This window comes from Leisingera sp. ANG-M6, assembly GCF_000813905.1.
In the GTDB taxonomy this organism is placed as follows: domain Bacteria; phylum Pseudomonadota; class Alphaproteobacteria; order Rhodobacterales; family Rhodobacteraceae; genus Leisingera.
In genome coordinates, this window is the sequence record NZ_JWLG01000008.1 from 93,169 (window position 1) to 118,364 (window position 25,196).

Sequence of the window (25,196 nt, forward strand, 5' to 3'; positions counted from 1 at the left end):
ATTTGCTGCGCTCAATAACAGCGATGCGCCAAAGATCAAGCGTGGTTGCGCCTATTGCGGCCAATCTGCGCGAACTAGGCGCGGCAAGTGGTTGAAACGCAAAGGGGGGTGATTTATCCCTGAAAGGGAAGAATTGGCCCATGCCGGCCGCGCGTGCTCGATTCGGGCAGGCCGCAGAACGACAATGGAACGGCAGGGCGCGGGTGAGGGACGGGCATGAACCAGATTGAAGAATTGCAGGGCCGCATCCAGGCTGCGCTGGAGCGTATCAGCGAAGGCACAGCCGCGCTGCAGGAGGCGCGCGCGGCGGATAAGGTCAGGGCCGAGGAAGCCGCGGCAGAAGCGGTGCAGGCTGCTGAGGCCGCCGCTGCCGGTGCCGCCAATGCTGAGCTTGAACAGGCGCTGGACGAGGAAAAGACGGCCAACGCCCAACTGGAAGAGCGGGTGCGGGTCCTGCACGCCCGCCTGAAGGAAATTGAGGGCAGCGCGCCGGCTGGTTCTGCCAGCGACGAAGACGTGGCCGCGATGCAGGCAGAACTGGAGCTCTTGCGCAACGAGGCCGGGGATCCGGCTGAGAAACAGGCGCTGCGTTCGGAGGTTGCCCGTCTGAAGGGCGAGTTGGAAGCGGCGGCCAATACTGCCGCCAGCGACAAGGAAGCGCTTGAGGATGAGCTGGCAGAGGCCAAGGCGGCCAATGACGCGCTGAAGGCACAGCTGGAGGCAGCCCCTGCGGCGGAGAACACGCCTGAAGAGCCGGCGGACGCACCGGACATGAGCGCCGAACTGGAACGTCAGAACGAAGCGCTGGTGCGGCTCGATATGGAGCTGCAGCAGCTGCGCCAGGCCAATGAGGAACTGCGTGCCTCCAACGTCTCCCTGCGCGAAGCCAACGCGCAAAGCCTGGGCGATGCCGGGCTGATCAACACCGCGATGGAAGCCGAAATCGAAGGGCTGCGCGCAGCCCAGGCCAGCGATCAGGCCCAGGTCAACGCCGTGCTGGCCAAGCTGGAGCCGCTTCTGGCCAATGCCCGCAACCTGCCTGAGGGAGAGGAAGTCTGATGCCTGAAGTAACCATAATGATCGGCGGCCGCGGCTTTGAGGTCTCCTGCCAGGAAGGCGAGGAAAGCTATCTGCACTCTGCCGCCAAGATGCTGGATGACGAGGCGCAAGTGCTGTCCGACCAGATCGGCCGCATGCCCGAGGCGCGGATGCTCTTGATGGCCGGGCTGATGCTGGCGGACAAGACTGCCGCAGTCGAGGACCGGATCAAGGAAGTCGAGGCAGAGCTGGCCGAGCGCATGCAGGAGCTGGAAGCGCTGAAAAACGCGCCCCCGCCGGAGCCTGAGAGGATCGAGATCCCTATCGTGCCGCCGCAGGTGAACGAGAGCCTGGCCGAACTGGCCGCCCGTACAGAGGCCCTGGCCCAGCAGATTGAGGAACAAACCAGAGACGGTGCCGCTTGACTGAAACCGGCGACCTTCTGTTTTGCGTAGTAGGTTCTGACAGCAACTTAATTTCCAGTGTCGAAGCTGGGTACAAAGGGGCGCGCCTGAATCACGTTGGTGTTGCGATTGATCTTTACGATACCATGTTTGTGTTGGAGGCGATTGCACCTATGGTGCGCCTGATCCCATTAACTGCATATCGCAAGCAATCGCGCATCTCGCCCAGCGGCCCCGAGCGGATTATGTCCGCCAGGCTCAATGCGCCCTACAGGCATTTGATTCCCCCGGCGATTTCTTATGGAATGCGTCAGCTGGCACTGCCGTATGACAGCTTCTTTATGCCGGATCAGGCGGCTTTGTATTGCAGTGAGCTGATTGTCGACATGTTTCGCCACGCGAATGGCGGCGCAGAGTTTTTTCGGGAAACACCGATGAGTTTCAGTGATCCTGTGACCGGTGAAATTCTGCCAGGTTGGATTAATTACTACGAAGCATTCGGGCTGGAAGTTCCGGAAGATGAACCCGGATCGCACCCGGGGGAAATCAGCTTGGACCCCCGGATAACAATTTATGATGTGACAGAAGCTGTACCTGGTTATCAGCCCTGAGCCAGCCGCAGCCTTCAGGCGTTGGCTTCGCGGATCTTGTCTGCGGCTTCCTTGTTGAAGGTGATGCCGTTGTCCTCGAACAAGGTGTCCAGCTCCGACGACAGGGCCATCTCGGTGATGATGTCGCAGCCGCCGACAAACTCGCCCTTCACATAAAGCTGCGGGATGGTCGGCCAGTCGGAGTATTCCTTGATGCCCGAACGGAGGTCTTCGTCGGCCAGCACGTTCACATCGGTGTAGTCGACACCGATGTAATTCAGCACGGCTGCCACGCGCGAAGAGAAGCCGCACTGCGGCATTTCCTTGGTGCCTTTCATGAAGAGCACCACGTCATTGGCTTTGACGGTTTCGTCGATGCGGGTCTTTGCGTCGGTCATTAATCCATTTCCTCTTGGCGCTTCCGCCGGTCGCGTTCGGTTCGGATATAGGGGAGAAGCTTCAGAAAAGTAAGTCCCGCAATCAAGGCAATTGCTGCGATGGCTGGATAAAGGCTGAAAACAGGTTCAAAAGCGGTCAAGGTACTTACTCACGACGTTTGTTCCCATTTCAATCATTCGCTCTTGCTTCTCGTGCTTCAGTTCTGCCTCCAGCTCAGGATGCTTTCCGTCAAGCGGCACAAAGGGCATTGCGCGGCTGTGGTTTGTCATGCCGTTTCAAATACAGCAAGGCAGACAGGACTGCTCCAAACCAAAGTAGAAAACCTCCACAAACGAGCCAAAGAGTAGGAATACCGCTCATTTTTTGCTCACCTGTGCTACTTCAGTTTGCGCTTCGGAACAAAGAACCGGGCGTATTCCTGCGGGTCTTTTGGGACTTTCCAGGTCCGGGCGGAACCGCCGCCCATGCCCGACTGATAGTCAGAGCGCAGGGTGTGGTAATCGGGGTCGTCGTCATCGTCTTCCAGTGGGCGCCGGCGCTGGGACACAACCGCCACAACAGCGGTCATGATCACAATGCCAATCACCAGAATGGAGGAGAACAGCGACATCCCGGGTTACTCCGGTGCCTTGGCGGTGCGTGCCGGCGCCCGCATTCTTCTGAGAGGTCTGCGCATTTTGCCGTTCAATTTCTCAAGCCGCTCGTTTTCTTTGTTTACGCTGTCCACCATCTTCAGGTCGACCGCTTCCAGACCCAAGTCGCTGTCCGGCGTTAGGGGATGGTATTCGTAATCTGGCTGGCTGCGCGATAAAGGACGCTTGCGGCGTCGTTTCTTCAACTGCGTATCAATGGCATAGATACCTGCAGCGAGGCCCAGAAGGCCGATCATGAACCACCAGCCAGAAGACATTCAGATTATTCCGGCGCCTTGGTGGTCAGCGCCAGCGCGTGCAGCTCGCCGTCGGGGCCGTCCATCTTGCCTTTCAGCGCTGCATAGACGGCACGCTGCTGCTGGACACGGTTCTTGCCGCGGAAGCTCTCGTCGACAACCATCGCTGACATGTGCACGCCGTCTGTGCCAGCCACCTGGATTTCGGCGTCTGGAAAGCTCTCGCGCAGCAATTCTTCAATTTCATGGGCTTGCATAGGCATCTGGGGGAGTCCTTTGTCTGATTTGACAAAAATGTAAGTGTCCGCTTGGGGCTGTGCAACCCGGATTAGCTGCGGTGCTGCGTATAAGGGGCAATGGTTTCAACGAAATCAGGCAGCGCCGCCAGGGCGTTCTGCACGCTGTCTTCCTCGAAATCCCAGACCGACGACGGTGCCTCCGGGCAGAGCGCGCGCGTCAGCTCCGCGCCGCGCTCCTGCAGATCCTTTGGCAACGGCAGCGCGGCGGCCTCTTGCAGCACCAGAAGCGCCTCGTGAATCGGGCGCAGCACCCGCAGGGCATAGGTCATATGGGACAGCAGATCCGGGTCGTCGCGCCAGGTCTCGCCGTCAAACAACACTTGCGTCACCCGCTGACCGGCACCGGCGCAGGAATAGGCAACGCAGCCGCCAAAGCCGCATTTGGCCAGGTCATTGTGAATGTTACAGCGGAAATCCGGGGCGAGATTGGGGCAGGGGATGTCTGCCGCCTTCAGCAGGCCAAAATCCTCATGCTCTTCAAACGGATAGGCCACGCAACACAGGCCTGCGCAGCGGCTGCAATCCTCGGTGAGTTCAGGAAGCGGCAAGCGGGAACCCCCGTCATGAATAAGGGCGGGACAGCTGCGCCATCCCGCCCGTTAAATGTCAACGCTTTGCGCTGCAGATCAAGCCACGGCGGCGGCAAAGCTGGAGCGGAAGATGTCCTTCAGCTCTGCCAGCGGGGCCTCGGAAGCACCGAACTTCACCATATCGCCGCCGAATTTACCGACGGAGGTCAGCGGCACGCCCGCCTGTCCCGCGGCCAGCATCAGCGCCTCAGCCTGGTCGAAGTTGCAGGCAATCAGGTAGCGCGCCTGGTCCTCGCCGAACACGGTCTGGGTGTCGCCCGCGTCGATCTGCACGCCGACGCCTGCCTCTTCGGCCATCTCGAACGCCGCCAGCGCCAGGCCGCCGTCGCCCAGGTCCGTGCAGGCCTTGATGAAATCGCGGTTGGCACGGATGAATTCGCCGTTGCGCTTCTCGGCTGCCAGATCCACCGCCGGGGCGTCGCCGTCCTCGCGGTTGAAGACCTCTGCCAGCAGTGCTGATTGGCCCAGGTGGCCAGTGGTTTCACCCACCAGAAGGGCAACATGGCCGTCGCGCGCCTCGCCGATGATCGGCTCTTCACCCGCGGCAATCAGGCCCACGGCGCCGATGGTCGGGGTCGGCAGGATGCCCTTGCCGTCAGTTTCGTTATACAGCGACACGTTGCCGGAGACGATCGGCATGTCCAGCGCGGCCACAGCCTCGCCGATGCCTTTGATGGCGCCGACGAACTGACCCATGATTTCCGGCTTTTCGGGGTTGCCGAAGTTCAGGTTGTCAGTGGTCGCCAGCGGCTTGGCCCCGACAGCGGTCAGGTTGCGGTAGGCCTCGGCCACCGCCTGTTTGCCGCCCTCGATGGGGTTCGCCTTGACGTAGCGCGGAGTCACGTCGGAGGTGAATGCCAGCTTCTTGCCGGTGCCATGCACCCGGACAATGCCGGAGCCTGCGCCCGGACGGCGCTGGGTGTCGCCCATCACGGTGGTGTCATACTGCTCATAGACCCACTGCTTGCCCGCGTAGTTCGGCGAGGACAGCAGCGCCTTCAGGCCGTCAATCGGGTCGATGGAGGGCACATCCGCGTCAGTCAGCGGCTCGGCAGCCGGGGTTTCCACCCACGGGCGGTCGTATTCCGGCGCGGTGGAGGACAGTTTCGACAGCACCAGATCAGCTTTCACGTCGCCGTTGTGCATGATCAGGAAGCGGTCTTCGGCGATGGTCTCGCCGACGATGGCAAAGTCCAAGTCCCACTTTTCGAACACTGCGCGCGCCTCAGCTTCCAGCTCCGGCTTCAGAACCATCAGCATCCGCTCCTGGGATTCCGACAGCATCATCTCGTAGGCGGTCATGTTCTCTTCGCGCTGGGGCACCTTTTCCAGGTCCAGGCGCACGCCCAGCTTGCCCTTGTCGCCCATTTCCACGGCAGAGCAGGTGAGGCCCGCGGCGCCCATGTCCTGGATCGAGATCACCGCGCCGGTCTGCATCAGCTCCAGCGTGGCTTCCATCAGGCGCTTTTCGGTGAAGGGGTCGCCGACCTGAACGGTGGGGCGCTTTTCCTCGATGGTATCGTCGAACTCGGCGGATGCCATGGTTGCACCGCCAACGCCGTCACGGCCGGTCTTGGCGCCAAGGTATACCACCGGCATGCCAACACCCGACGCGGCGGAGTAGAAGATCGAGTCGGTGCGTGCGAGGCCGGCCGCAAAGGCGTTCACCAGGCAGTTGCCGTTGTAGGCCGGGTGGAAGCGAACCTCGCCGCCGGCGCAAGGCACACCAAAGCAGTTGCCGTAGCCGCCGATGCCCTCAACCACACCGTTGACCAGCTGGCGGGTCTTGTGGTGGCCGGGCTCGCCGAAGGACAGCGAGTTCATCGAGGCGATGGGCCGCGCGCCCATGGTGAACACGTCACGCAGAATGCCGCCAACCCCGGTTGCCGCGCCCTGATAGGGTTCGATGTAGGAGGGGTGGTTGTGGCTTTCCATTTTGAAAACAACGGCATCGCCGTCGCCGATGTCCACGATGCCCGCGTTCTCGCCGGGGCCGCAGATCACCTGCGGGCCGTCGGTCGGCAGGGTGCGCAGCCATTTCTTGGAGGACTTGTAGGAGCAGTGCTCATTCCACATCGCCGAGAAGATGCCCAGCTCGGTGAAGGTCGGCTCCCGCCCGATGATTTCGAGGATCAGATCGTACTCATCAGGCTTCAGCCCGTGATTTGCGATCAGTTCAGGCGTGATGGCGGGTTCCTGCATCCGTAAACGTCCCCAATGGCTGCGATTGCGCGCCTTTTAGAGCAAGCTTTGCCATTGGGAAAGAGGGGTTGCGCAAACGGATGCACGCAGCGTGGCCCCAGTGTCAGAACCGCTGCCCGACATAGACATACAACTGGGTTTCCTGCGCGTTGTTGCGGCTGACATCAATAGAGAAATCCACCGGAAATTTCCTGGACACCCGGTAGCGCAGGCCTGCGCCGGCGGCGCTGTGGCTGCCGCCCTGCGTCAAATCGCCGATCTCCGGTCCTGTCCAGCCGGTGCCGGCAAAGACCACGCCACCCCAGCGCTTGGAAAACCTTTTGCGGTATTCGGCCTGCACCGAGACAGAGCGCGCGCCGATGAACTGCGTGCTGTTGAAGCCCCTCATGTTGTCGGTTGCCCCGATGGAGCATTGGTCGAAGAACGGCGTATTGCCGGAGGCAGCGCAAAGGATGCCGCGCAGGGCAAGCACACCGCGCCGCCCCAGCGGGCGGTAGCCGTCAAGAATGGCATAACCCTTGTCATACCGGCGGCTGAGCCCGCCCAGTGTGTGGGACCGGGTGGCAAAGGCAGTGAGCCGTGTGCCTTGCGTGGGATAGTCGCTGTCATCGCGCCGGTCCCAGTCGATGCTGAGGCCGAAGGTGCCGATTTCCAGATCGGCGTCCGGCTGCAGGCTGGACGGCAGCAGCCCCGCGTTTGGCGTGATGCCCGTCTCCAAGTAGCGCAGCAGGATCCCGGCAGACAGCTCCGGCGTCACCCCATACGCCGCGTTGATCCGCACCAGCGACCCGTCCTGGCTGACCGGCAGCACCCCAAGGCCGGTATAAAGGTCATAGACCGCATCCGCCCGTGCCGCGAAGACCTTGACCTGCCAGCGGTTGCCGGGAAAGGCGAGGTTCACCATGGCTGCCGCCGCCTGACTGCCGTTATCGGATCTGAGACCACCCAGCCCGATCACAGAAGTATTGGCATCCGGGCCGGTCTTGAACAGATACCCGGCCCCCAACGCAAGACCGGAGCCGATCATCGGGCTGGAAAACGGCACCGGCGCCACCACGACAGAGCCGTTGCGGAAGCCATAACCCTCTGCCTTCTGCGCCGTCTCAATATGGTCCAGCTGCCGCTCCGTCTGCTCCGGCCCTGCAGCCAGCCCGGCCGTGGCAAGCACCGCCAGTCCAGCGACCAAAGCCGCGAACCTGACAGCGCAGCCAAAGGAGTTACTTTTTCTGCCCGGCAGCACCAGCTTCCCTCTCAGCCGCCTGTTGCTGCGCTGCACTGCCCGCGGCAGCAGCCACAGCGGCCTTTTCGGAGTCGTTCAACTGATCCGTATCCTCCAGCCCCGGGATCGCGACCCGGACTTCGCGGCGGGCAAAGTCGATGCCGTTTTCAGCAAAGGCTGCCTTGACCCGGTTGTAGATCTCCTTGCGGATGGTGAACTGGGTGCCCGGCTTGGCCATGAACTTGCCGCGCATGATCATGCCGACGTCGTCGAAATCAAACACACCCTGGCTTTTGAACGGCTGCAGGAAGTCGTCCTTGTACAGTTCATCCTCCAGCATCGAGGCGCCGATCTTCTTGAAGATCTTCTTGACCTTGTTGGGATCGGTATCAAACGGCACCGTGAAGCGCAGCTTCATGATCACCCAGTCGCGGCTGTAGTTGGTCAGCTTGGGGATCTCGCCATAAGGGATGGTGTTGATCGGACCGCGGTGATGGCGCAGCTGCATCGAGCGGATCGAGATCTTCTCCACCGTGCCGCGGGTGCCTTCGACCTCGACATATTCGCCAACGCGGAAGGCATCATCGATCAGGAAGAAGATGCCGGACACCACATCCGACACCAGCTTCTGCGCGCCAAAGCCGATGGCGAGGCCCAGAATCCCGGCGCCGGCCAGCAGCGGCGTGATGTCGATGCCCAGCGCCCCAACCGCAAGCAGGCCAAAGATCACCGTAATGGCGATCTGCGCGGTGACCAGCAACAGCGGCAGCACCGTCGCCAGCCGCGAGCCGCCCGCGCCGCCGCCTTCGCCGCCGACCTCTGCCTCCTCGCCGGAGGTCTGCTCCTTGGCGAGCCGACGGTTGATCCACAGCGACACGCCCTCATAAACCACATAGCCCACCGCAATGGTCATCAGGCAGCCGATGATGTTGCCGGCGATGCCTTCCGCACCAGAGGCAATGGCCATCAGGTCCACATCCCAGGCATTGGAGATGATCATCAGCACGATACCCGCGACCAGCACCCGGCCGATCCGGATATAGCTGCGCTTGGTGGAGATATAGGCGGCTTCGGCCAGATGGCCCTCGCCGGACATCGGCGGCACCAGATGCTTGACCAGCCCGCGGATGGCGGTGTCCAGCGCCGGCGCGGCCAGCAGCCAAAACATGGTGACGTAATGGGCGCCGTGGATCAGCTGCGCCACTTTGCCAAGCCCAACCAAGGTGCCGACGGCGACCCAGGTCAGCGCCGCCACTGCCATGGCGAAGAACGGGTAGTAATGCGCCGCAACCTCGTCATAGCGGGTGCGGTCCGGGTCCGTGCCGCGCATCATGTCGGTGAGGCCCTCGCGCGCGGTCCAGGCAATCCAGATGATGTAGACATAGACCAGGGTATCCAGCCAATAGGCCAGGCGGATCGATTCAGGCGGAACCCCGTTGGCCGTGTTGAACCCAACGGAAAAGATCGTAAGACCGGCCAGAAAAACCAGGCCAATGGTGTGCAGGTACAGGAAATCGGCCCAGCGGTCGCTGGCGTTGACCAGCCGCCGGTCCGGACGTTCCGGAGCCATGATGAAACGGGACACGGCTGCCCCAACGCGCGGCATCCAGATCAGATAGGTGACCATCGGTGCTGCAAACTGCAGCATCTGCGCATCGAGCAGCGCCCGGCCCACCGTGCGGATCACGATATAGAACACCACCAGGCCGATCATCTCACGCAGGAACCGCCGGCCCAGAAAGCTCAGCGCGCCTGCCAATGTATCCGCATCGCCGCTGACGGCTTCAAGGTTGCGCCAGCGCGCGATCAGCTTGCGAACCGCAAACTCCGCGGCCAGGCCGATGGCGAGTGTCAGGGCAATCAGCCCCAGCATCTTCAGCACGCCGCCCAGGCCGCCGTGCTTTTGCACAAAATTGCCAACTGCGCGCGACTGGCCCTCCGGCAGGACCGGCAGTTTCCGCACCGCATCCGTGACCGGCAGCGTAAAGGCTGTCCACAGCTGCACCACCCGCCCGGTCAGGGTCGGGGGCGGGGCTTCGGCCTGCTGCCGGGCCGCCACGGCATCCAGCCTTTCAAGCAGCAGCGCCCGCACCTGATCGTCGGACATCCGGGCGACCATCTCATGTACGGCGTCCTCCGTCAGCGGATCGGGCAGGGCAGGCGCCTCGCTGGTCTGAGCAATGGCTGGCGCTTGCAGGACTGTTCCAAGAACCAGAACTGTCAAAAAAACGCTCAAAATGCGGGCGAAGTGCTGAAAATAAAACATCATCGGAACCTCCTGTGCCAGAAATTCGGGCCGGGTGCGGGTAACCTCTGGCTCAGTTGAACCGATGAGTTGTATTCAGGTCAAAGAAAAAAGGGTTTTTGTTGCAGGATGTTAATCCACGGCAGCTGGCTGCGGGGTGACGTTAGGCCAAAAAAAAGGCCGAGCACTAAGCTCGGCCGAAGTCCAACAGGGAGGTATGAAGGGGGGCGAAGCCGCCGCCTTCATGAGTTTCATTTAGGGTGATGACGCCTACCCTTCAAGGGGATTAACGCCAAATCAGCGTCAATGCTGCTATGCGGTTTTTGCATGGCTGGCGCAGCGGTTGGCGGCGTTTTGCCCTGCAGAATAAATAACCCGCCGCGGAACGGCGGAATTTTCCGGCTGGCACGGCGGCTGCGGACTTCAGAGCTTGCCCAGTTCTTTCATATGTTTGCGGTGGGCCATGATTTCACTTTGCACGAAATCGCGGAAGGCGCCGACACGCTGGGAATGACGCAGTTCCTCCGGATAGGCGAGGTAAACCGGAACCTCGTTCTGGGTCTCTTCTGGCAGCACCTCGACCAGATGGGGGAATTCTTCCGTCACATAATCAGGCAGAATGCCGATCCCAAGATTGTGCAGAACCCCTTGCATAACGCCAAAATAGTTATTCACAGTCAGCAGCGAGCCAGGGTCCATCGCCATCAGCTTCTTGCTGAGAACAGCTGCAGACCCAACCTGGGCAGAGTGCTGGTTCTGGCAGATCAGCCGGTGATTGGAAATATCTGCAGAAGTTTCCAACTCGCCGTGCTTCTCCAGGTAGGACGGAGTGGCATAGAGCCCCATCCGCACTGTCATCAGACGCTTGCGCACCAGATCGGCCTGGCTCGGCTCCTTCATGCGGATCGCCACATCAGCCTCGCGCATCGGCAGGTCCAGCACCCGTTCCTCCAGCATCAAGTCAATCTTGAGGTTGGGATACTGTTCGTAGAGCTTTGTCAGCCGCGGCGCCAGCCACAGGGTTCCGAACCCCACAGTGGTGGTGACCCTGAGTTCCCCGAACACTTCCTCTTCACTGTCGCGGATGCGGGCAGAGGCCGCCTCCAGCCGCGCGGACATGGATTGTGTGGCGTCAAACAGCAGCTCGCCCTGCTCGGTGAGAATCAGTCCGCGCGCATGACGGTGGAAAAGCGTCGCATTGAGGCTCTCCTCCAGCGCCCGGATCTGGCGGCTGACCGCCGATTGCGACAGATTCAGCTTGTCGCCCGCATGGGTCAGGCTGCCCGCATCGGCCACTGCGTGAAATATTCTGAGCTTGTCCCAATCCATATGTGTTACTTTCTGTCCGTTCGGGGCCGACTGTATGAAATCTTAGTTATGTATCAGTTTCCCCAGCGCAAGCGAGCAAAAACGAAAAAAATGCGGCTATTCAGGTCAGCATTTATGACCTATTCTTCCCGGCAGAAAGTGCAAGCTAATCCCGGTTGAGGAGGCCACGATGAGCACGCCAAAAATCACGCTGAACGACAAATACGATCTGACCAAATCCCCGGTACTGCTGAACGGCACCCAGGCGCTGGTTCGCCTGATGCTGATGCAGAAGCACCGCGACAAGGCTGCAGGTCTCAACACCGCCGGGCTTGTCACCGGTTACCGCGGTTCGCCCCTGGGGGCCGTTGACCTGCAGATGTCCCGCGCCGAAAAGCAGCTGAAAGAGGCGGATGTCACCTTTCAGTTCGGTCTGAACGAGGACCTGGCTGTCACCGCGCTCTGGGGCGCGCAGCAGGCAGAGGTGCGCGGCGAAGGCAAATACGACGGCGTCTTCGGCCTCTGGTACGGCAAGGGTCCGGGCGTTGACCGCTCCGGCGACGCGATCCGGCACGCCAATATGGCCGGCTCCTCCAAATACGGCGGCGTTCTGCTGGCGATGGGCGACGACCACACCGGCGAAAGCTCCACCGTGCTGCACCAGTCGGAATGGTCGCTCTTGGACTGCTACCTGCCGATCGTCAGCCCGGCCGGCGTGCAGGAAATCCTGGATTACGGTATCTACGGCTACGCGCTCAGCCGGTTCTCCGGCCTCTGGACCGGCCTCAAGACTATGAAGGATACCATTGAGGTCACCTCGGTTGTTGACGCCCGCCCGGAACGGATGGAAATCGTCACCCCGGAATTTGACATGCCGGCCGACGGCCTCAACATCCGCCTGGATGACGACCGTTTCCGCCAGGAAAACCGCATCATCGATTACAAGCGTTTTGCGGCAGAGGCATTCAGCCATGCCAACAAAATGGACAAGCGCATGTGGGGCAAACCCGGCGCCAAGATCGGCTTTGTCGCCGCGGGCAAGAACTGGCTCGACCTGGTGCATGCGCTGAAGCTCTTGAACATCGACGAAAACATGGCCGAACGGCTGGGCATCACCACCTACAAGGTGGGCCAGACCTGGCCGATGGATATGAAGGGCTTCAACGACTGGGCCGAGGGCCTCGATCTGATCGTCGTGGTCGAGGAAAAGCGCAAGCTGATCGAAATCCAGATCAAGGAAGCGATCTTTGACAACCGCCGCGGCCGCCGGGTTTACGGCTGGTACAAGGGCGGCGCCGGCGGCATGCACCGCGAGGAGCTGTTCCCGACCAAATACGCCCTCGACCCGATCATGATCGCCGAGAAACTGGGCGGCATCCTGATCGAGGAAGGCCGCGAGACCGAGGCAATCAAGGCCGGGATGGAAGCGCTGGCAGAGGCGCGCCGCGCCGACAACGCCGAGGAAATCGCCACCCGTCTGCCCTATTTCTGCTCCGGCTGCCCGCATAACAGCTCAACCAAGCTGCCCGACGGCTCCCGCGCCTATGCCGGCATCGGCTGTCACTTCATGGTGCAGTGGATGGACCGCGAAACCACCGGTTTCACCCATATGGGCGGCGAAGGCGTCAACTGGGTCGGCGAGGCCCCGTTCTCCACCCGCAAACATGTGTTCCAGAACTTGGGCGACGGCACCTACAACCACTCCGGTGTGCAGGCGATCCGCGCAGCACTCGCCGAAGGCACCAACATCACCTACAAGATCCTGTACAATGACGCGGTGGCGATGACCGGCGGCCAGCAGGCCGAGGGCGGCCTCACTGCCCAGCAGATCGCGCATGAGCTGAAGGCGATGGGCGTCAAGACCATAGCCGTGGTCTATGACGAGAAGGAGGACGTGGACGCTGCGCTGTTCCCGGCTGGCATGCGGATGCATGAACGCGCCGAGATGATGAAAATCCAGCGCGAGTTCGAACAGGTTGAGGGCGTCTCCGCCATCATCTACATCCAGACCTGCGCCGCCGAAAAACGCCGCCGCCGCAAGCGGGGGCAGTTCCCGGACCCGGACCAGCGGGTGTTCATCAACTCCGACGTTTGCGAAGGCTGCGGTGATTGCGGGGTGCAGTCGAACTGCGTTTCCATCGTGCCCAAGGACACCGAGCTGGGGCGCAAGCGCGCCATTGACCAGTCGTCCTGCAACAAGGACTTCTCTTGCCTGAACGGCTTCTGCCCGTCCTTCGTGACCGTCGAAGGCGCCAAGATCCGCAAGGAAGCAACCGCGGGCCTCGACCTGCCGGACCTGCCGAAACCGGAGCTGCCTGCAATCGACGGCACCCATAACGTGGTGATAACCGGCGTCGGCGGCACCGGCGTTGTGACCATCGGAGCGGTGCTGGCGCAGGCGGCGCAGATCGACGGCAAGGGCGCAGGCCTGATGGAAATGGCCGGCCTCGCCCAGAAGGGCGGCGCGGTGCACATCCACTGCCGGATTGCCAACAACCCCGAGGACATCTCCGCCATCCGTGTTGCCACCGGCGAGGCGCACGCGCTTATCGGCGGCGACCTGGTGGTAAGCGCCGGCGCCAAGACCCTGGGCCTGACCACCACCGGCAAGACCGGCGCGGTGGTGAACAGCCATGAGATTATCACCGGCGAGTTCACCAAGAACACTGAGTTCAAGGTGCCCTCCGACCGTCTGGAACTGGCCCTGCAGGCGCGCCTGCGCGACCAGCTGGACCTGTTTGATGCGTCCGAGCTGGCCCGCGTGACCATGGGCGACTCGATTTTCTCGAACATGATGGTGTTCGGCGGCGCCTGGCAGAAGGGGCTGATCCCCGTCAGCTTTGAAGCCATCGCACAGGCGATCGAGATGAACGGCGCCGCGGTGGACCGCAACAAGCGCGCTTTCGACATCGGCCGCTGGGCGGTGCTGCACCCGCAGGAAGCCGCCAGGCTGATTGAGCCCAAGGTGGTGGACAAGCCCAAGACATTGGATGAGAAGATCGCTTTCCGCGCCGATCATCTGGTGGCCTACCAGGGCAAGGGCCTGGCCAAGCGCTACGGCAGGCTGCTGGACGGCATCAGCGACCCCGCGCTGAAAGAAGCGGTGGCGAAGGGCTATCACAAGCTGTTGTCGTACAAAGACGAATACGAGGTGGCCCGCCTGCTGCTCGACAGCCGTGCCAAGGCGGAAGAGGCGTTCGAGGGCGACATCAAGCTCTCCTATCACCTGGCCCCGCCGATGCTGGGCGGCACCGATCCCAACGGACGCCCGAAAAAGCGCAAGTTCGGCGCCGGCATGGAACGCGGGTTCCGCCTGCTGGCCAAGCTGAAGGGCTTGCGCGGCACACCGCTGGACGTCTTCGGCTACACCGAAGAGCGCAAGATGGAGCGGGCGCTGATCAAGCAGTATGAAGCTGACATGAAGGAATGGCTGCCCAAGGCTGCGCCTGAAATCATGGAGCCGCTCATGGCGCTGGCCGAACTGCCCCTGCAGATCCGTGGTTTCGGCCCGGTGAAGATGGCGAACGAGCAGAAGGCTGCCAAGCGCCGCGAGGAGCTGCTGGCCGCGCTGCGCCAGGGCGGCGTGCCGCTGAAACAGGCGGCAGAATAATACCGGGGCAGGGCGGGGCACACCCGCCCGCCTTGATCCTTTCGAAGAAAGGCCCAAGACAGTTGGGCCCGGCGCCGCGCTGACGCGCGGCGTTTGCCGTTCCGCCTTTTGGGACCGGTCCGCTTGAAAATTTTTGCTGCGGCGGTCGCTTTTGGCCAATTTTCCTGCAAATGCAGCGCGCGGCTTGACGCGCCGCCGCTAGGCTCGGCCCGGATTGCATGTTTCTGCTGCACCGGAAAGGAGCCGCCCGATGTCCCTCTCTCAGGCCCTGCAGGCCGCCCGCGAACTGCACAGCCGACTGCCTGCTCTGCGCGAATTTGCGCCCTGGCCCGGTGATTTGCAGCCGGCCGCGCTTGCGCCCGCAGCAATGCCCGCGCTGGATCAGGTGGCCGGGTTCGAGCAGCCTTGCACTGCCGCGACCCAGCCGCTGATCAATGCTCTGCGCAACTCGGCCTCCCAAGCGCATTGGACCCAAACCTACACCGAGGAAGAAGTCGGCGCGCATTTCCTGCAGAACTACGGCTATTTCGAGCTGTTCGGACCAACCGGCCATTTCCGCAGCACCCAGCTGCGCGGCTATATCGCCTATTGGGGCGCCGGGCTGAATTACGACTGGCACAGCCACGAGGCAGAGGAGCTGTATGTGGTTCTGGGCGGCGGCGCGCAGTTCCTGACAGAAGAGAACGAGAGCTGGCTGGGCGCTGGCGATACACGCCTGCACAGCGGCTGGCAGCCGCATGCGATGAACACGGGCGCAGAGCCGATCCTGACATATGTGCTGTGGCGCGGCGCCGGGTTGGAGGGCCTGCCTCTAATGGGCAGCAACCGGGAAGCCGCAGCCTGACCCGGTATCAGCCCCGGCCAGCGGTTTGCTGCAAAGCGTCACATCCCTGTCACAGACCTGTTGCATAGAGCGCTGCCGGTCTTATCTGGCCGGTATCACCAGACGGAGACCCGCCCAGATGCAGGCGCAGCGCCATATCGCCCGTGACATTTCCTATGCCCATTCGGCGTCTACCCGCGCGGGCCGCGCGGTCATCCGGCTGATGGAGAACTCCACCGGCCGGCTGAACCTGATCCGCCGCGCTGCAGGCTATGAGCAGGAGGTCGCCGCGGGACGGGATTTCTGGACCGTCATGGCCGAACGCTACGGGCTGACGCTGGATATCGCTGGCGGCGCGCTGGCGAACATCCCGCAAGACAAGCCGGTGATCCTGATAGCCAACCACCCCTACGGCATTCTCGACGGGCTGATGATGGGGCATATCCTGGCCCAGACCCGCGGCGATTTCCGCATTCTCGCCAATCACGTTTTCCGCAAGGCGGAGGATCTGAACAAGGTGATCCTGCCGGTGGACTTTGCCGAGACCCGGGAAGCAATGCAAACCAACCTGCAAACCCGCAAGGAGGCGCTCAGCTATCTGGGGCAGGGCGGCGCCATCGGCATCTTCCCAGGCGGCACCGTCTCCACCGCGGCGCGTCCTATGGGCCATCCGATGGACCCGGGCTGGCGCGGATTCACGGCCCGGATGATCGCCAAGTCGGAGGCGGTGGTGGTTCCGGTGTACTTTGACGGCCACACCTCGCGCCTGTTCCAGATCGCCAGCCATCTGCACGCAACCCTGCGCATGGGGCTGTTGATCCAGGAGTTCCGCAAGCGGGTCGGCACACCTGTCCGTGTGGTGATCGGTGAACCAATTGGCCGCGACGTTCTGGCGCCTTTGGCAGGTGATACAAAAGCCCTTATGGATTTCTTGCGCAAAGCGACGTATGAGCTTTCTCCAGAACCTCTCAAATCCTATGCGTACGGGTTTGAGTTCGAAGAGAAACACCGCGCGTGAGAAGGCGACATGGCTGTAGGCATCTTTGATTCAGGCCTGGGCGGGCTGACCGTCCTGGACGCGGCGCAAAAGCGCCTGCCGGATGTGGATTTCCTTTACTACGGCGACAACGCCCGCGCACCCTATGGCGTGCGCGATGCTGAGGATGTGTATCAGCTGACCAAAGCCGCCGTGGCCGACATGTGGGACAAGGGCTGCGATCTGGTGATCCTCGCCTGCAACACCGCCTCTGCCGCCGCCCTGCGCCGGATGCAGGAGGGCGGCCTGCCCCAGGGCAAGCGGGTGCTGGGCGTCTTTGTGCCGCTGATTGAGGCGCTGACCGAGCGGCAGTGGGGTGACAACTCGCCGCCGCGCGAGGTGGAGGTGAAACACGTGGCGCTGTTTGCCACACCCGCCACCGTTGCCAGCCGCGCCTTTCAGCGGGAACTGGCCTTCCGCGCCATCGGTGTCGACGTCGAGGCGCAGGCCTGCGGCGGTGTTGTCGATGCGATCGAGGACGGCGACATGATCCTGGCCGAGGCGCTGGTGCGCTCCCACGTCGATGCGCTGAAGCGCAAGATGCCGCACCCGCAGGCCGCGATCCTCGGCTGCACCCATTACCCGCTGATGGAGAAGACTTTTCAGGAAGCACTGGGTCCGGACGTCAAGGTCTTCAGCCAAGGCAACCTGGTGGCCGACAGCCTGTCGGACTATCTGACCCGCCACCCGAACATGTACGGCAACGGTGCGGGCGGGTTCTTCACCACCGGTGAGCCCCGACGTGTCAGCGACCGCGCGACCCAGTTTCTCCGACGGGAAATCTCCTTTCAGGCGGCCTGACCGCAAACGCCCTGGAACCTTGTTCCAGGTCAAAGTGCGCGGGCGCAGTTTTCCCTATTTCTCTCCGCAGATGGCTGCGGAACCGGCATATCACATCGAAAGACGAGGTCTGACATGACCCATAAAGTGGCTATCCTTGGCGCTTCCGGCTACACCGGCGCCGAACTCGTGCGGCTGATTGCCCAGCACCCGAACATCGACATCGCGGCGCTGTCTGCCGACCGCAAGGCCGGCATGACTATGGCCGAAGTGTTCCCGCACCTGCGCCATATGGAGCTGCCGGTGCTGTGCAAGATCGACGAGATCGACTTTGCGGGCATCGACCTCTGCTTCTGCGCGCTGCCGCATAAAACCAGCCAGGAAGTGATCGCAGGCCTGCCCAAGAGCCTGAAGATCGTTGACCTGTCGGCAGACTTCCGGCTGCGCGACCCGGCGGAGTATGAGAAATGGTACGGCAACCCCCACGCCGCGCTGGAGCAGCAGGAAGAAGCAGTCTACGGCCTGACCGAGTTCTACCGGGAAGAGATCAAATCCGCCCGTCTGGTGGCCGGAACGGGGTGCAACGCCGCCACCGGCCAGTTCGCTCTGCGGCCGCTGATCGCGGCGGGTGTTATTGATCTGGACGACATCATTCTGGACCTGAAATGCGCCGTCTCCGGCGCTGGCCGCTCGCTCAAGGAAAACCTGCTGCACGCAGAGCTGAGCGAGGGCTACCACGCCTATGCCATCGGCGGCACCCACCGGCACCTGGGCGAGTTCGACCAGGAGTTCAGCAAAATCGCAGGCCGTCCGGTCAAGGTGCAGTTCACCCCGCACCTGCTGCCGGTGAACCGCGGCATCCTGGCGACCGTCTATGTGAAGGGCGACGCCAAGGCGATCCATGAGACCTTTGCCAAGGCTTACGCCGATGAACCCTTCATCGAACTGCTGCCCTTTGGCGAGGCGCCAAGCACCCACCACGTGCGCGGCTCCAACTTCTGCCATATCGGCGTGACGCAGGACCGGATCGAAGGCCGCGCCATCGTCATCGCAGCACTGGATAACCTGACAAAAGGAAGCAGCGGCCAGGCCTTGCAGAACGCCAACCTGATGTTAGGTGAGGAAGAGACCGAAGGCCTGATGATGGCGCCGCTGTTCCCCTGATCCGGGAGCGGCGCTGGCTTGGGCTTGAATTGAGGACACCATGAAGAACCTGAAGAAACAGCGCCGTATCCAGGTCATCGCCATTGCCGCGGTGGCCCTGATCGTTGCCACCGTCCTGATCGGCTATGCCCTGCAGGACGGGATCAACTATTTCCGTTCGCCCAGCCAGGTGGCGGAGGAACCGCCGAAACCCTCCGAGGTGTTCCGCATCGGCGGGCTGGTGGCCGCAGGCTCTTTGCAGCGCGGCCAGGGCATGACCGTGCGCTTCGACGTGACCGACGGCGGCGCTACGGTGCCCGTCGCCTATACCGGCGTGCTGCCCGATTTATTCGAGGAGAACCAGGGCATGGTCGGCACCGGCAGCTACGTCAATGGCGTGTTCGAAGCCACTGAAATCCTGGCGAAACATGACGAGACCTACATGCCCAAGGAGGTCATGGACGCGCTGAAGGAACAAGGGGTTTATCAGGAGCCCGAAACCTAAGCCCGGTCATGGAAGCAGAGCGCTCCCGCCCCAAGAACGCCTCCCTTACGGGGGGCGTTTTGCGTTGGGCCGGGCGCCGCGCGATGCACGGCGCGGCAGCGCTCTGCAGGGGTGTTGCGTACCCTGCGTACGGTGGTGTCAGGGGTTCTTAGGTCCTGTGCGGCAGTATTGCTCGAACCGGAAAGTGGTGAGGTGACATGCTGACAGTGACTGAGATTGCAGAACAGATCGTGGCGCGCGAAGGCGGCTTTGTGAATGACCCGGCTGACCCGGGCGGCGCAACCAAATACGGTGTGACCATCGGCACGATGCGGCGGCTGGGGCTGGACCTGACCGGCGACGGGCGGGTGGGAGTTGCGGATGTGCAGGCGCTCAGCCGGGCGCAGGCGGTGGAGATTTTCGTCCGCCATTATTACGAGGCGCCCCGCATCGCCAGCTTGCCAGCCTGCCTGCAGGCGACTGTCTTCGACATGTATGTGAATGCAGGCAGCAATGCGGTGCGCATCCTGCAGCGGCTGTTGAATGAAATGGGATTTGGCGTGGTTGTGGACGGCGCCATCGGCCCGGAGACGGCATCGGCGGCCGAGCAGGCGGCATTGGTTGACGCGGACGCCCTGCGCGACGCCTATGGCATAGCGCGCCGCAATTACTATTTCCGCCTTGCTGACCGCCGCGCGGCCAGCCGCAAGTTCGCCCGCGCCCGTGACGGCACCAAAGGCGGCTGGATCAAACGGGCGGAGGAATTCATCTCTGCCCAGTACCACCTGAGCCGGCAAGCATTTCAGCGGAGGACGGCAGAATGGGGCTGATCACAGATATTCTGGGATTGATTTTCGGAAGCCAGCGCAACGTGTTGCGGGAAACTGTTGAAGTTTTCCGGGAAAACGCCGAAGCCGGTGCAGAACGGGCGTACGCAATGCAGGGCGCCGCGCTGGAGCAATTGGCGGCGGAGTTTCAATATGGCGGCAAGAGCCGGTTCGACCGCTTCATGGACGGTGTGAACCGGCTGCCCCGGCCTTTGCTGGCGCTTGGAACCCTTGCGCTGATGGGGGCGGCTCTGACAGATCCGGTCTGGTTTGCTGCAAGAATGCAAGGGCTGGCGCTGGTGCCGGAACCCTTGTGGTGGCTGCTGGGGGTCATCGTCTCCTTCTACTTCGGAGCGCGCCATCAGATGAAAAGCCAGGAATTCCAGCAGGGGCTGGCCGCCAGCATGGCAAGGGCGCCGCAGGTGGCCCGCAACATCAAGGCACTTGAAGGTTTGCGGGCAGACTCACCGGCTGCCGCGGCAACCGGCACCGATGCCGCCGCCCGGCTGGATGCCACCGAAACGGAGGTCAACCCGGCCCTGAGGGCCTGGAAAACCAGCCGCGGCTGATCACAATTTGCCTTCTGCGGCGGCGTGGCGCGGCGTTTGCCATTGGCCCTCCCGGCAGACAGGCGTATAGGAAACCCATCCCTGAAGACCATGCATGGACAGACCGGCACATGATCACAGAACTCGGACATTTCGCCCTAATTCTCGCCTTCATGATTGCCATTGTGCAGGCCGTTATCCCCTTGATCGGCGCCCATAAACGCTGGCCCGGCTGGATGGCCGTGGCAGAGCCCGCAGCACAGGCGCAGTTCCTGTTCACCGCGTTCTCTTTCGGCGCGCTGATGTGGGCCTTCATCACCTCGGACTTCTCGCTGAAGCTGGTGACGCTGAACAGCCATTCGGCCAAGCCGATGCTCTATAAAATCTCCGGCACCTGGGGCAACCACGAGGGTTCGATGCTGTTGTGGGTGCTGATCGTCAGCCTATTCGGCGCCATGGCCTCCGTCTTTGGCGGCGGGCTGCCGCCCACCTTGAAAGCCCGCGTGCTGTCGGTTCAGGCCGCGATTGGCGTGGCCTTCTTTGCCTTCATACTGTTCACCTCCAACCCGTTCCTGCGGCTGACGGTGCCGCCGTTCGACGGCCAGGACCTGAACCCGCTGCTGCAGGACCCGGGCCTCGCCTTCCACCCGCCATTCCTCTACCTCGGCTATGTGGGCCTCAGCATGGCGTTCTCCTTTGCCGTGGCCGCTTTGATCGAAGGCCGGATTGATGCCGCCTGGGGCCGCTGGGTGCGGCCCTGGACGCTGGCGGCCTGGGTGTTCCTGACCATCGGCATCGCGCTGGGGTCCTGGTGGGCCTACTACGAGCTTGGCTGGGGCGGTTTCTGGTTCTGGGACCCGGTTGAAAACGCCTCCTTCATGCCCTGGCTGCTGGCTGCCGCTCTGCTGCACTCTGCCATCGTGGTGGAGAAGCGCGAGGCCCTGAAAAGCTGGACCATCCTCTTGGCTATCCTCGCCTTCGGATTCTCGCTGATCGGCACCTTCATTGTGCGCTCCGGCATCATCACCAGTGTACATGCCTTTGCCAACGACCCGGAGCGCGGCGTGTTCATCCTGTTCATCCTGGCCTTCTTCACCGGCGGCGCGCTGACGCTGTTTGCCGCACGCGCCCAGGCGATGGAGGCCAAGGGCCTGTTTGGCACCGTCAGCCGCGAAACCGCGCTGGTCGCCAACAATATCCTGCTGGCCGTCAGTTGCTTTGTCGTGTTTTTCGGCACCGTCTGGCCGATCATCGCGGAGATGGTCTTTGCCCGCAAGCTGAGCGTCGGCCCGCCGTTCTTCAATTCCGCCTTCACGCCGTTCATGGTGGTGCTGGGGCTGATCATGCCGATTGGCGCCATGCTGCCGTGGAAACGCGGCAGGATCGGCAAGGTGGCCTGGCAGCTGCGCTATGTTTTCGTGCTGGCGGTATCGCTGGGCGTCTTGGCCTGGGCGATGCAGACCGGCAAATCGGCGCTGGGGCCGGTGGGACTGTTCCTGGGCTCCTGGATGGTCTTTGGCGCGCTGGCCGACCTGTGGCTGCGCAGCGGCAAGGCGAACCGCATCGGCCGGATGCTGCGGCTGCCGCGGGCGGACTGGGGCAAGGCCGTGGCCCATGGAGGCCTCGGCATCACCATTTTTGCCATCGCTGGCCTGACCGCCTGGGAGCAGGAGGACATCCGCGTGGCACGTATTGGCGAGCCGTTTGAGGTTGGCGCCTTTACTCTGGTTCTGACGGATGTCAGCCGCGAGCAGGGGCCGAATTATTTCACCACCAAAGGCCGCGTCGAAGTCACCCGCAACGGCCGCCCCGAGGCGGTCATGTTCCCGGAAAAACGCGACTACCCGGTTGCCAAGATGCCCACCACCGAGGCGGCGATTGATTACCGCGTGACCCGTGACCTCTATGTGGTGCTGGGGGATCAGCAGGCGGACGGCAGCTGGACCATGCGGACCTATATCAAGCCCTTTGCCAACTGGATCTGGGCAGGCTGCATCCTGATGTCGCTTGGCGGGCTCCTCAGCCTCAGCGACCGGCGTTTCCGCGTTGCCGCGGGCGCGCGCAAGACACCCTCTGCAGGAGTGCCAGCGGAATGAAACAGATGCGTTTCCTGATCCTTGCCCTGGCGGCGCTGGTGGCTGTTGCATTCTTCGTTCCGGCCCCGGTGCTGGCGGTGGAGCCGGATGAGGTGCTGGAGGACCCGGCGCTGGAGGCCCGGGCCCGCGAGCTGTCCGAAGATCTGCGCTGCCTGGTCTGCCGCAATGAGAGCATTGATGACTCCAATGCCGACCTGGCCCGCGACCTGCGGGTCCTGCTGCGCGAGCGGCTGGTGGCCGGGGACAGCGACCGGGAGGCGATGGATTTCATCGTCGACCGCTATGGCGAGTATGTGCTGCTGAATCCCACGGCGCAGGGCGCCAACCTCCTGCTTTGGGCTGCGGGTCCATTGATGCTGCTGGCAGCGCTGGTGATCGGGATCTTCTATGTCCGCGGCCGGGCGCGCACGCCAAAGGCGGCAGAGCAATCCCTGAGCGCGGAAGAGCAGGAACGGCTCAAGAAAATCCTGGAGGATTGACGCCGGGTCTGTCTTTCCGGCCCGCGCGCTTTGCGTCACCATGCCTGCCAACCGGCTGCGCAGGCGGACAGATCGCGCGGCCCAAGGCTATTGTTAGATGGGGCACTCCGATGGAATACAAAGAAATCCTGTTTTCACTGCAGGACGGGCTGGCGGTGATCACGCTGAACCGGGAGGCGCGCAAGAATGCGCTGACCAGCCGGATGCGGTCGGAAATCACCCATGCGATGCGGCTGGCCGCAGCTGAGGCACGGGCCGTGGTGCTGACGGGCGCGGGCGATGCGTTTTGCTCCGGCCAGGACCTGAGCGATGCAGGCAGCACCGGCGGCGCGCTGGATCTGGAGCGCACCCTGCGGGATGAATACCTTCCGATGCTGCAGGCGATCTATGATTGCCCGGTTCCGGTAGTGGCCGCAGTCAACGGTGCAGCAGCCGGGGCAGGGGCCAACCTGGCGCTGGCGGCGGATGTGGTGATTGCCTGCGAAAGCGCGTTCTTCATGCAGGCCTTCACCAAGATCGGACTGATCCCCGATGCCGGCGGCACCTGGTTCCTGCCGCGCCAGATCGGCCTGGCCAAGGCGACGGGTGCGGCGCTGTTTGCCGACCGCATCAGCGCGCAGCAGGCCAGCGACTGGGGCATGATCTGGGAAGCCGTGCCGGACGCGGAATTCGACGCCCACTGGCGCGCGCGGGTGGCCTATCTGGCCGAAGGCCCGACCAAGGCGCTGGCGGCAACCAAAACCGCCCTGCGTGACAGCTATACCCGCACCCTGGCAGAGCAGCTGTCGGAGGAAGCGCATCTTCAGGGGCAGTGCGGCAAGACGCGGGATTTCCTGGAAGGGGTCACCGCCTTCATGGAAAAGCGCCCCGCGAAATTCGAGGGACGCTGAGTCGGCGAAGCCTGTTATCGACCGCCGCCCTGCCAAAGCAGCGCGGCGGATTTTCGTTGTCAGGCCGGCGGAGCAGCCATTGGCGCTGCAACAAGCGTCACATGGGTTGCCAGATCAAAATCTGATGCAACGTCCTGCAGGTCCATGACTGCTAGACCATCAGCAAGGATCCGGACATCCATGGTGCCGTCGTCATTGGCCACGGTCTCCATCGTCATGACCGGTTCGCTGCCGGTTTCGTCATAGCGGTAGACGATCATGTCCTCGGCAGTGTTGAAATCGGTCACCAGTGACGTGAAGAAACTGGTGTTCCAGTCGCCGGTCACGAACACATCAGCATCCTCACCGCCGGTCAGCGTGTCAAAGGCGCTGCCGATTAGTGTGTCCTGACCGCTGCCGCCGTCCAAGCTGTCGCCGATGAAGTCATCGACAATAGCATCACCGTTTCCGCCAAAGCTGTTTGGTTCCTGCCCGGCCTCAAAGTCCGCGAGCCAGTCCTCAAGCAATTGATCAGGAATTTCCAGCGAAGCGCCATTCAGCAGGTCGTTGCCATCGCCGCCTGTCAGCGTGTCGGCGCCATTTCCGCCATGAAGCCCATCATCGCCACGGCCTCCCTGCAGGATATCGTCATTGGATTCCGATTGCAGGAAATCGTTACCCGCGCCGCCCGACAGGGAATCATTTCCGTAACCGCCTTGCAGCACATCGTTACCCGCACCACCGGAGAGCGTATCGTCACCGTCCTCCCCGTCCAGCCCATCAGCACCGCTTTGGCCATTCAGAGCATCATTGCCGTAACCGCCATAGGCTGTGTCGTTGCCTTCGGTTCCGTCAAAGGCATCGTCTTCGCCTTCGAAGTAGACAATAGCATCATCCCCTGTGGAACCTGCGCTGTCTCCGTCTCCTTCCGGACTGTTGCCGTCCCTGTCACCAGTGGAGCCAGCATCTCCGCCGTCCGTTCCGGTGTCAGGCTCGTCATCAACACCAGGTATTCCTAGATCGCCACTGTCTGTTCCGCCGGCATCCATACCGCCGGTCTCATCCCCGTCTTCGGTGCCGAAGACAACATCGTCATCATCATCTGATCCGGCAATGATGCTGCCCACAGCAATCGTTGCCCCTAATGCCACGAGCCAAATCATCGTAGCCCCCCATTTTAAGAACTCTTTGTCTAAAATTGCCGGTATCCACAGGCCGGACAACGCTAGGTTTGCGGTTCGTGAACTTGTTTGGCAGGCAAATTCAGGACAATCATCATGGAAAGACCTGGTTGTTCGGAAATCGGAAAATGTGGACA

At 62.4% G+C, this 25,196-nt stretch carries 24 protein-coding genes; 14 read left to right on the top strand and 10 right to left on the bottom strand.

The genetic code is table 11. The annotated features are described in order from the left end of the window. Positions 1-216: 216 nt before the first annotated feature. From RA24_RS06075 to RA24_RS06085, 3 genes are read left to right on the top strand one after another with little or no spacing between them, the layout of a single operon-like run. The gene (locus RA24_RS06075; protein WP_039190496.1) at positions 217-1,059 is read left to right on the top strand and encodes a colicin transporter; all 843 of its coding nucleotides are present in this window, start codon (positions 217-219) and stop codon (positions 1,057-1,059) included. Then, positions 1,059-1,463 carry a cell division protein ZapA gene (locus RA24_RS06080; RefSeq protein WP_039190498.1) on the top strand — a complete coding sequence of 135 codons (405 nt, stop codon included), beginning with the start codon at positions 1,059-1,061 and terminating at the stop codon, positions 1,461-1,463. The genes RA24_RS06075 and RA24_RS06080 overlap by 1 nt, the downstream gene beginning before the upstream one ends. Beyond that, positions 1,460-2,053, top strand: a complete 594-nt coding sequence (locus tag RA24_RS06085) for a YiiX/YebB-like N1pC/P60 family cysteine hydrolase (RefSeq protein ID WP_039190499.1) — start codon at positions 1,460-1,462, stop codon at positions 2,051-2,053. Before RA24_RS06080 ends, RA24_RS06085 begins: the two co-directional genes overlap by 4 nt. A gap of 14 nt (positions 2,054-2,067) precedes the next feature. On the opposite strand, the gene grxD is transcribed toward RA24_RS06085, so the two are convergent. The 9 genes from grxD to RA24_RS06130 form a co-directional block, all read right to left on the bottom strand. After that, positions 2,068-2,430: a Grx4 family monothiol glutaredoxin gene (grxD, locus tag RA24_RS06090; RefSeq protein ID WP_019297750.1), complete on the bottom strand. Its 363-nt coding sequence runs from the start codon at positions 2,428-2,430 to the stop codon at positions 2,068-2,070. Positions 2,431-2,807: 377 nt separating this feature from the next. Continuing rightward, the gene (locus tag RA24_RS06095; protein ID WP_019297753.1) at positions 2,808-3,041 is read right to left on the bottom strand and encodes a hypothetical protein; all 234 of its coding nucleotides are present in this window, start codon (positions 3,039-3,041) and stop codon (positions 2,808-2,810) included. Positions 3,042-3,047: 6 nt separating this feature from the next. Next, positions 3,048-3,320: a hypothetical protein gene (locus tag RA24_RS06100; RefSeq protein ID WP_039146073.1), complete on the bottom strand. Its 273-nt coding sequence runs from the start codon at positions 3,318-3,320 to the stop codon at positions 3,048-3,050. A gap of 26 nt (positions 3,321-3,346) precedes the next feature. Continuing rightward, complete coding sequence (locus RA24_RS06105; RefSeq protein ID WP_019297755.1) at positions 3,347-3,583, bottom strand: BolA/IbaG family iron-sulfur metabolism protein; 237 nt, start codon at positions 3,581-3,583, stop codon at positions 3,347-3,349. A gap of 65 nt (positions 3,584-3,648) precedes the next feature. Beyond that, complete coding sequence (locus RA24_RS06110) at positions 3,649-4,167, bottom strand: hypothetical protein (RefSeq protein ID WP_241480912.1); 519 nt, start codon at positions 4,165-4,167, stop codon at positions 3,649-3,651. A gap of 78 nt (positions 4,168-4,245) precedes the next feature. Beyond that, entirely contained in the window at positions 4,246-6,411 is a 2,166-nt protein-coding gene (purL, locus tag RA24_RS06115; protein ID WP_039190503.1) for a phosphoribosylformylglycinamidine synthase subunit PurL, read from the bottom strand. A 103-nt stretch (positions 6,412-6,514) separates the two neighbouring features. Continuing rightward, positions 6,515-7,597, bottom strand: coding sequence for a BamA/TamA family outer membrane protein (locus RA24_RS06120; protein ID WP_039190506.1), 1,083 nt, complete (start codon positions 7,595-7,597; stop codon positions 6,515-6,517). Positions 7,598-7,628: 31 nt separating this feature from the next. Continuing rightward, complete coding sequence (locus RA24_RS06125; RefSeq protein ID WP_082020325.1) at positions 7,629-9,899, bottom strand: mechanosensitive ion channel family protein; 2,271 nt, start codon at positions 9,897-9,899, stop codon at positions 7,629-7,631. A gap of 399 nt (positions 9,900-10,298) precedes the next feature. Beyond that, positions 10,299-11,204 (bottom strand): LysR family transcriptional regulator, encoded by a 906-nt coding sequence (locus tag RA24_RS06130; RefSeq protein WP_019297760.1) that lies wholly within the window; start codon positions 11,202-11,204, stop codon positions 10,299-10,301. 169 nt (positions 11,205-11,373) lie between these two features. On the opposite strand from RA24_RS06130, the gene RA24_RS06135 reads away from it, so the two are divergent. The 11 genes from RA24_RS06135 (at position 11,374) to RA24_RS06185 (ending at position 23,899) form a co-directional block, all read left to right on the top strand. Next, complete coding sequence (locus RA24_RS06135; protein WP_039190508.1) at positions 11,374-14,793, top strand: indolepyruvate ferredoxin oxidoreductase family protein; 3,420 nt, start codon at positions 11,374-11,376, stop codon at positions 14,791-14,793. 250 nt (positions 14,794-15,043) lie between these two features. Next, positions 15,044-15,637 (top strand): dimethylsulfonioproprionate lyase family protein, encoded by a 594-nt coding sequence (locus RA24_RS06140; RefSeq protein ID WP_039170150.1) that lies wholly within the window; start codon positions 15,044-15,046, stop codon positions 15,635-15,637. Positions 15,638-15,755: 118 nt separating this feature from the next. Further along, a complete protein-coding gene (locus tag RA24_RS06145; RefSeq protein WP_039190509.1) occupies positions 15,756-16,634 on the top strand; it encodes a lysophospholipid acyltransferase family protein in 879 nt (292 codons plus the stop codon). 9 nt (positions 16,635-16,643) lie between these two features. After that, a complete protein-coding gene (locus RA24_RS06150; RefSeq protein WP_039190511.1) occupies positions 16,644-17,453 on the top strand; it encodes a glutamate racemase in 810 nt (269 codons plus the stop codon). 114 nt (positions 17,454-17,567) lie between these two features. Further along, positions 17,568-18,596, top strand: coding sequence for an N-acetyl-gamma-glutamyl-phosphate reductase (gene argC, locus RA24_RS06155; RefSeq protein ID WP_039190513.1), 1,029 nt, complete (start codon positions 17,568-17,570; stop codon positions 18,594-18,596). A 40-nt stretch (positions 18,597-18,636) separates the two neighbouring features. Then, positions 18,637-19,080, top strand: a complete 444-nt coding sequence (gene ccmE / locus RA24_RS06160; RefSeq protein ID WP_039190515.1) for a cytochrome c maturation protein CcmE — start codon at positions 18,637-18,639, stop codon at positions 19,078-19,080. A 197-nt stretch (positions 19,081-19,277) separates the two neighbouring features. Further along, entirely contained in the window at positions 19,278-19,889 is a 612-nt protein-coding gene (locus tag RA24_RS06165) for a holin-associated N-acetylmuramidase (protein WP_039190517.1), read from the top strand. Beyond that, positions 19,880-20,455, top strand: coding sequence for a holin family protein (locus RA24_RS06170; RefSeq protein WP_039190519.1), 576 nt, complete (start codon positions 19,880-19,882; stop codon positions 20,453-20,455). Before RA24_RS06165 ends, RA24_RS06170 begins: the two co-directional genes overlap by 10 nt. 110 nt (positions 20,456-20,565) lie before the next feature. Next, a complete protein-coding gene (locus RA24_RS06175; protein WP_039190521.1) occupies positions 20,566-22,530 on the top strand; it encodes a heme lyase CcmF/NrfE family subunit in 1,965 nt (654 codons plus the stop codon). 5 nt (positions 22,531-22,535) lie between these two features. Next, positions 22,536-23,009: a cytochrome c-type biogenesis protein gene (locus tag RA24_RS06180; protein ID WP_029204980.1), complete on the top strand. Its 474-nt coding sequence runs from the start codon at positions 22,536-22,538 to the stop codon at positions 23,007-23,009. A gap of 110 nt (positions 23,010-23,119) precedes the next feature. Continuing rightward, positions 23,120-23,899, top strand: coding sequence for an enoyl-CoA hydratase-related protein (locus RA24_RS06185; protein WP_039190523.1), 780 nt, complete (start codon positions 23,120-23,122; stop codon positions 23,897-23,899). A gap of 59 nt (positions 23,900-23,958) precedes the next feature. Here RA24_RS06185 and RA24_RS06190 read toward each other — a convergent pair whose 3' ends face one another. Beyond that, positions 23,959-25,041: a calcium-binding protein gene (locus tag RA24_RS06190; RefSeq protein ID WP_039190524.1), complete on the bottom strand. Its 1,083-nt coding sequence runs from the start codon at positions 25,039-25,041 to the stop codon at positions 23,959-23,961. Positions 25,042-25,196: the final 155 nt, after the last annotated feature.

Excerpts from the sequence above, each read along its gene's own strand:
- RA24_RS06075 (WP_039190496.1), top strand. The coding sequence starts at position 217 with ATGAACCAGATTGAAGAATTGCAGGGCCGCATCCAGGCTGCGCTGGAG.
- RA24_RS06080 (WP_039190498.1), top strand. The coding sequence starts at position 1,059 with ATGCCTGAAGTAACCATAATGATCGGCGGCCGCGGCTTTGAGGTCTCC.
- grxD (WP_019297750.1), bottom strand. The coding sequence starts at position 2,430 with ATGACCGACGCAAAGACCCGCATCGACGAAACCGTCAAAGCCAATGAC.
- RA24_RS06095 (WP_019297753.1), bottom strand. The coding sequence starts at position 3,041 with ATGTCGCTGTTCTCCTCCATTCTGGTGATTGGCATTGTGATCATGACC.
- RA24_RS06100 (WP_039146073.1), bottom strand. The coding sequence starts at position 3,320 with ATGATCGGCCTTCTGGGCCTCGCTGCAGGTATCTATGCCATTGATACG.
- RA24_RS06105 (WP_019297755.1), bottom strand. The coding sequence starts at position 3,583 with ATGCCTATGCAAGCCCATGAAATTGAAGAATTGCTGCGCGAGAGCTTT.
- purL (WP_039190503.1), bottom strand. The coding sequence starts at position 6,411 with ATGCAGGAACCCGCCATCACGCCTGAACTGATCGCAAATCACGGGCTG.
- RA24_RS06125 (WP_082020325.1), bottom strand. The coding sequence starts at position 9,899 with ATGATGTTTTATTTTCAGCACTTCGCCCGCATTTTGAGCGTTTTTTTG.
- RA24_RS06130 (WP_019297760.1), bottom strand. The coding sequence starts at position 11,204 with ATGGATTGGGACAAGCTCAGAATATTTCACGCAGTGGCCGATGCGGGC.
- RA24_RS06135 (WP_039190508.1), top strand. The coding sequence starts at position 11,374 with ATGAGCACGCCAAAAATCACGCTGAACGACAAATACGATCTGACCAAA.
- RA24_RS06140 (WP_039170150.1), top strand. The coding sequence starts at position 15,044 with ATGTCCCTCTCTCAGGCCCTGCAGGCCGCCCGCGAACTGCACAGCCGA.
- RA24_RS06145 (WP_039190509.1), top strand. The coding sequence starts at position 15,756 with ATGCAGGCGCAGCGCCATATCGCCCGTGACATTTCCTATGCCCATTCG.
- RA24_RS06150 (WP_039190511.1), top strand. The coding sequence starts at position 16,644 with ATGGCTGTAGGCATCTTTGATTCAGGCCTGGGCGGGCTGACCGTCCTG.
- argC (WP_039190513.1), top strand. The coding sequence starts at position 17,568 with ATGACCCATAAAGTGGCTATCCTTGGCGCTTCCGGCTACACCGGCGCC.
- ccmE (WP_039190515.1), top strand. The coding sequence starts at position 18,637 with ATGAAGAACCTGAAGAAACAGCGCCGTATCCAGGTCATCGCCATTGCC.
- RA24_RS06165 (WP_039190517.1), top strand. The coding sequence starts at position 19,278 with ATGCTGACAGTGACTGAGATTGCAGAACAGATCGTGGCGCGCGAAGGC.
- RA24_RS06170 (WP_039190519.1), top strand. The coding sequence starts at position 19,880 with ATGGGGCTGATCACAGATATTCTGGGATTGATTTTCGGAAGCCAGCGC.
- RA24_RS06175 (WP_039190521.1), top strand. The coding sequence starts at position 20,566 with ATGATCACAGAACTCGGACATTTCGCCCTAATTCTCGCCTTCATGATT.
- RA24_RS06180 (WP_029204980.1), top strand. The coding sequence starts at position 22,536 with ATGCGTTTCCTGATCCTTGCCCTGGCGGCGCTGGTGGCTGTTGCATTC.
- RA24_RS06185 (WP_039190523.1), top strand. The coding sequence starts at position 23,120 with ATGGAATACAAAGAAATCCTGTTTTCACTGCAGGACGGGCTGGCGGTG.
- RA24_RS06190 (WP_039190524.1), bottom strand. The coding sequence starts at position 25,041 with ATGATTTGGCTCGTGGCATTAGGGGCAACGATTGCTGTGGGCAGCATC.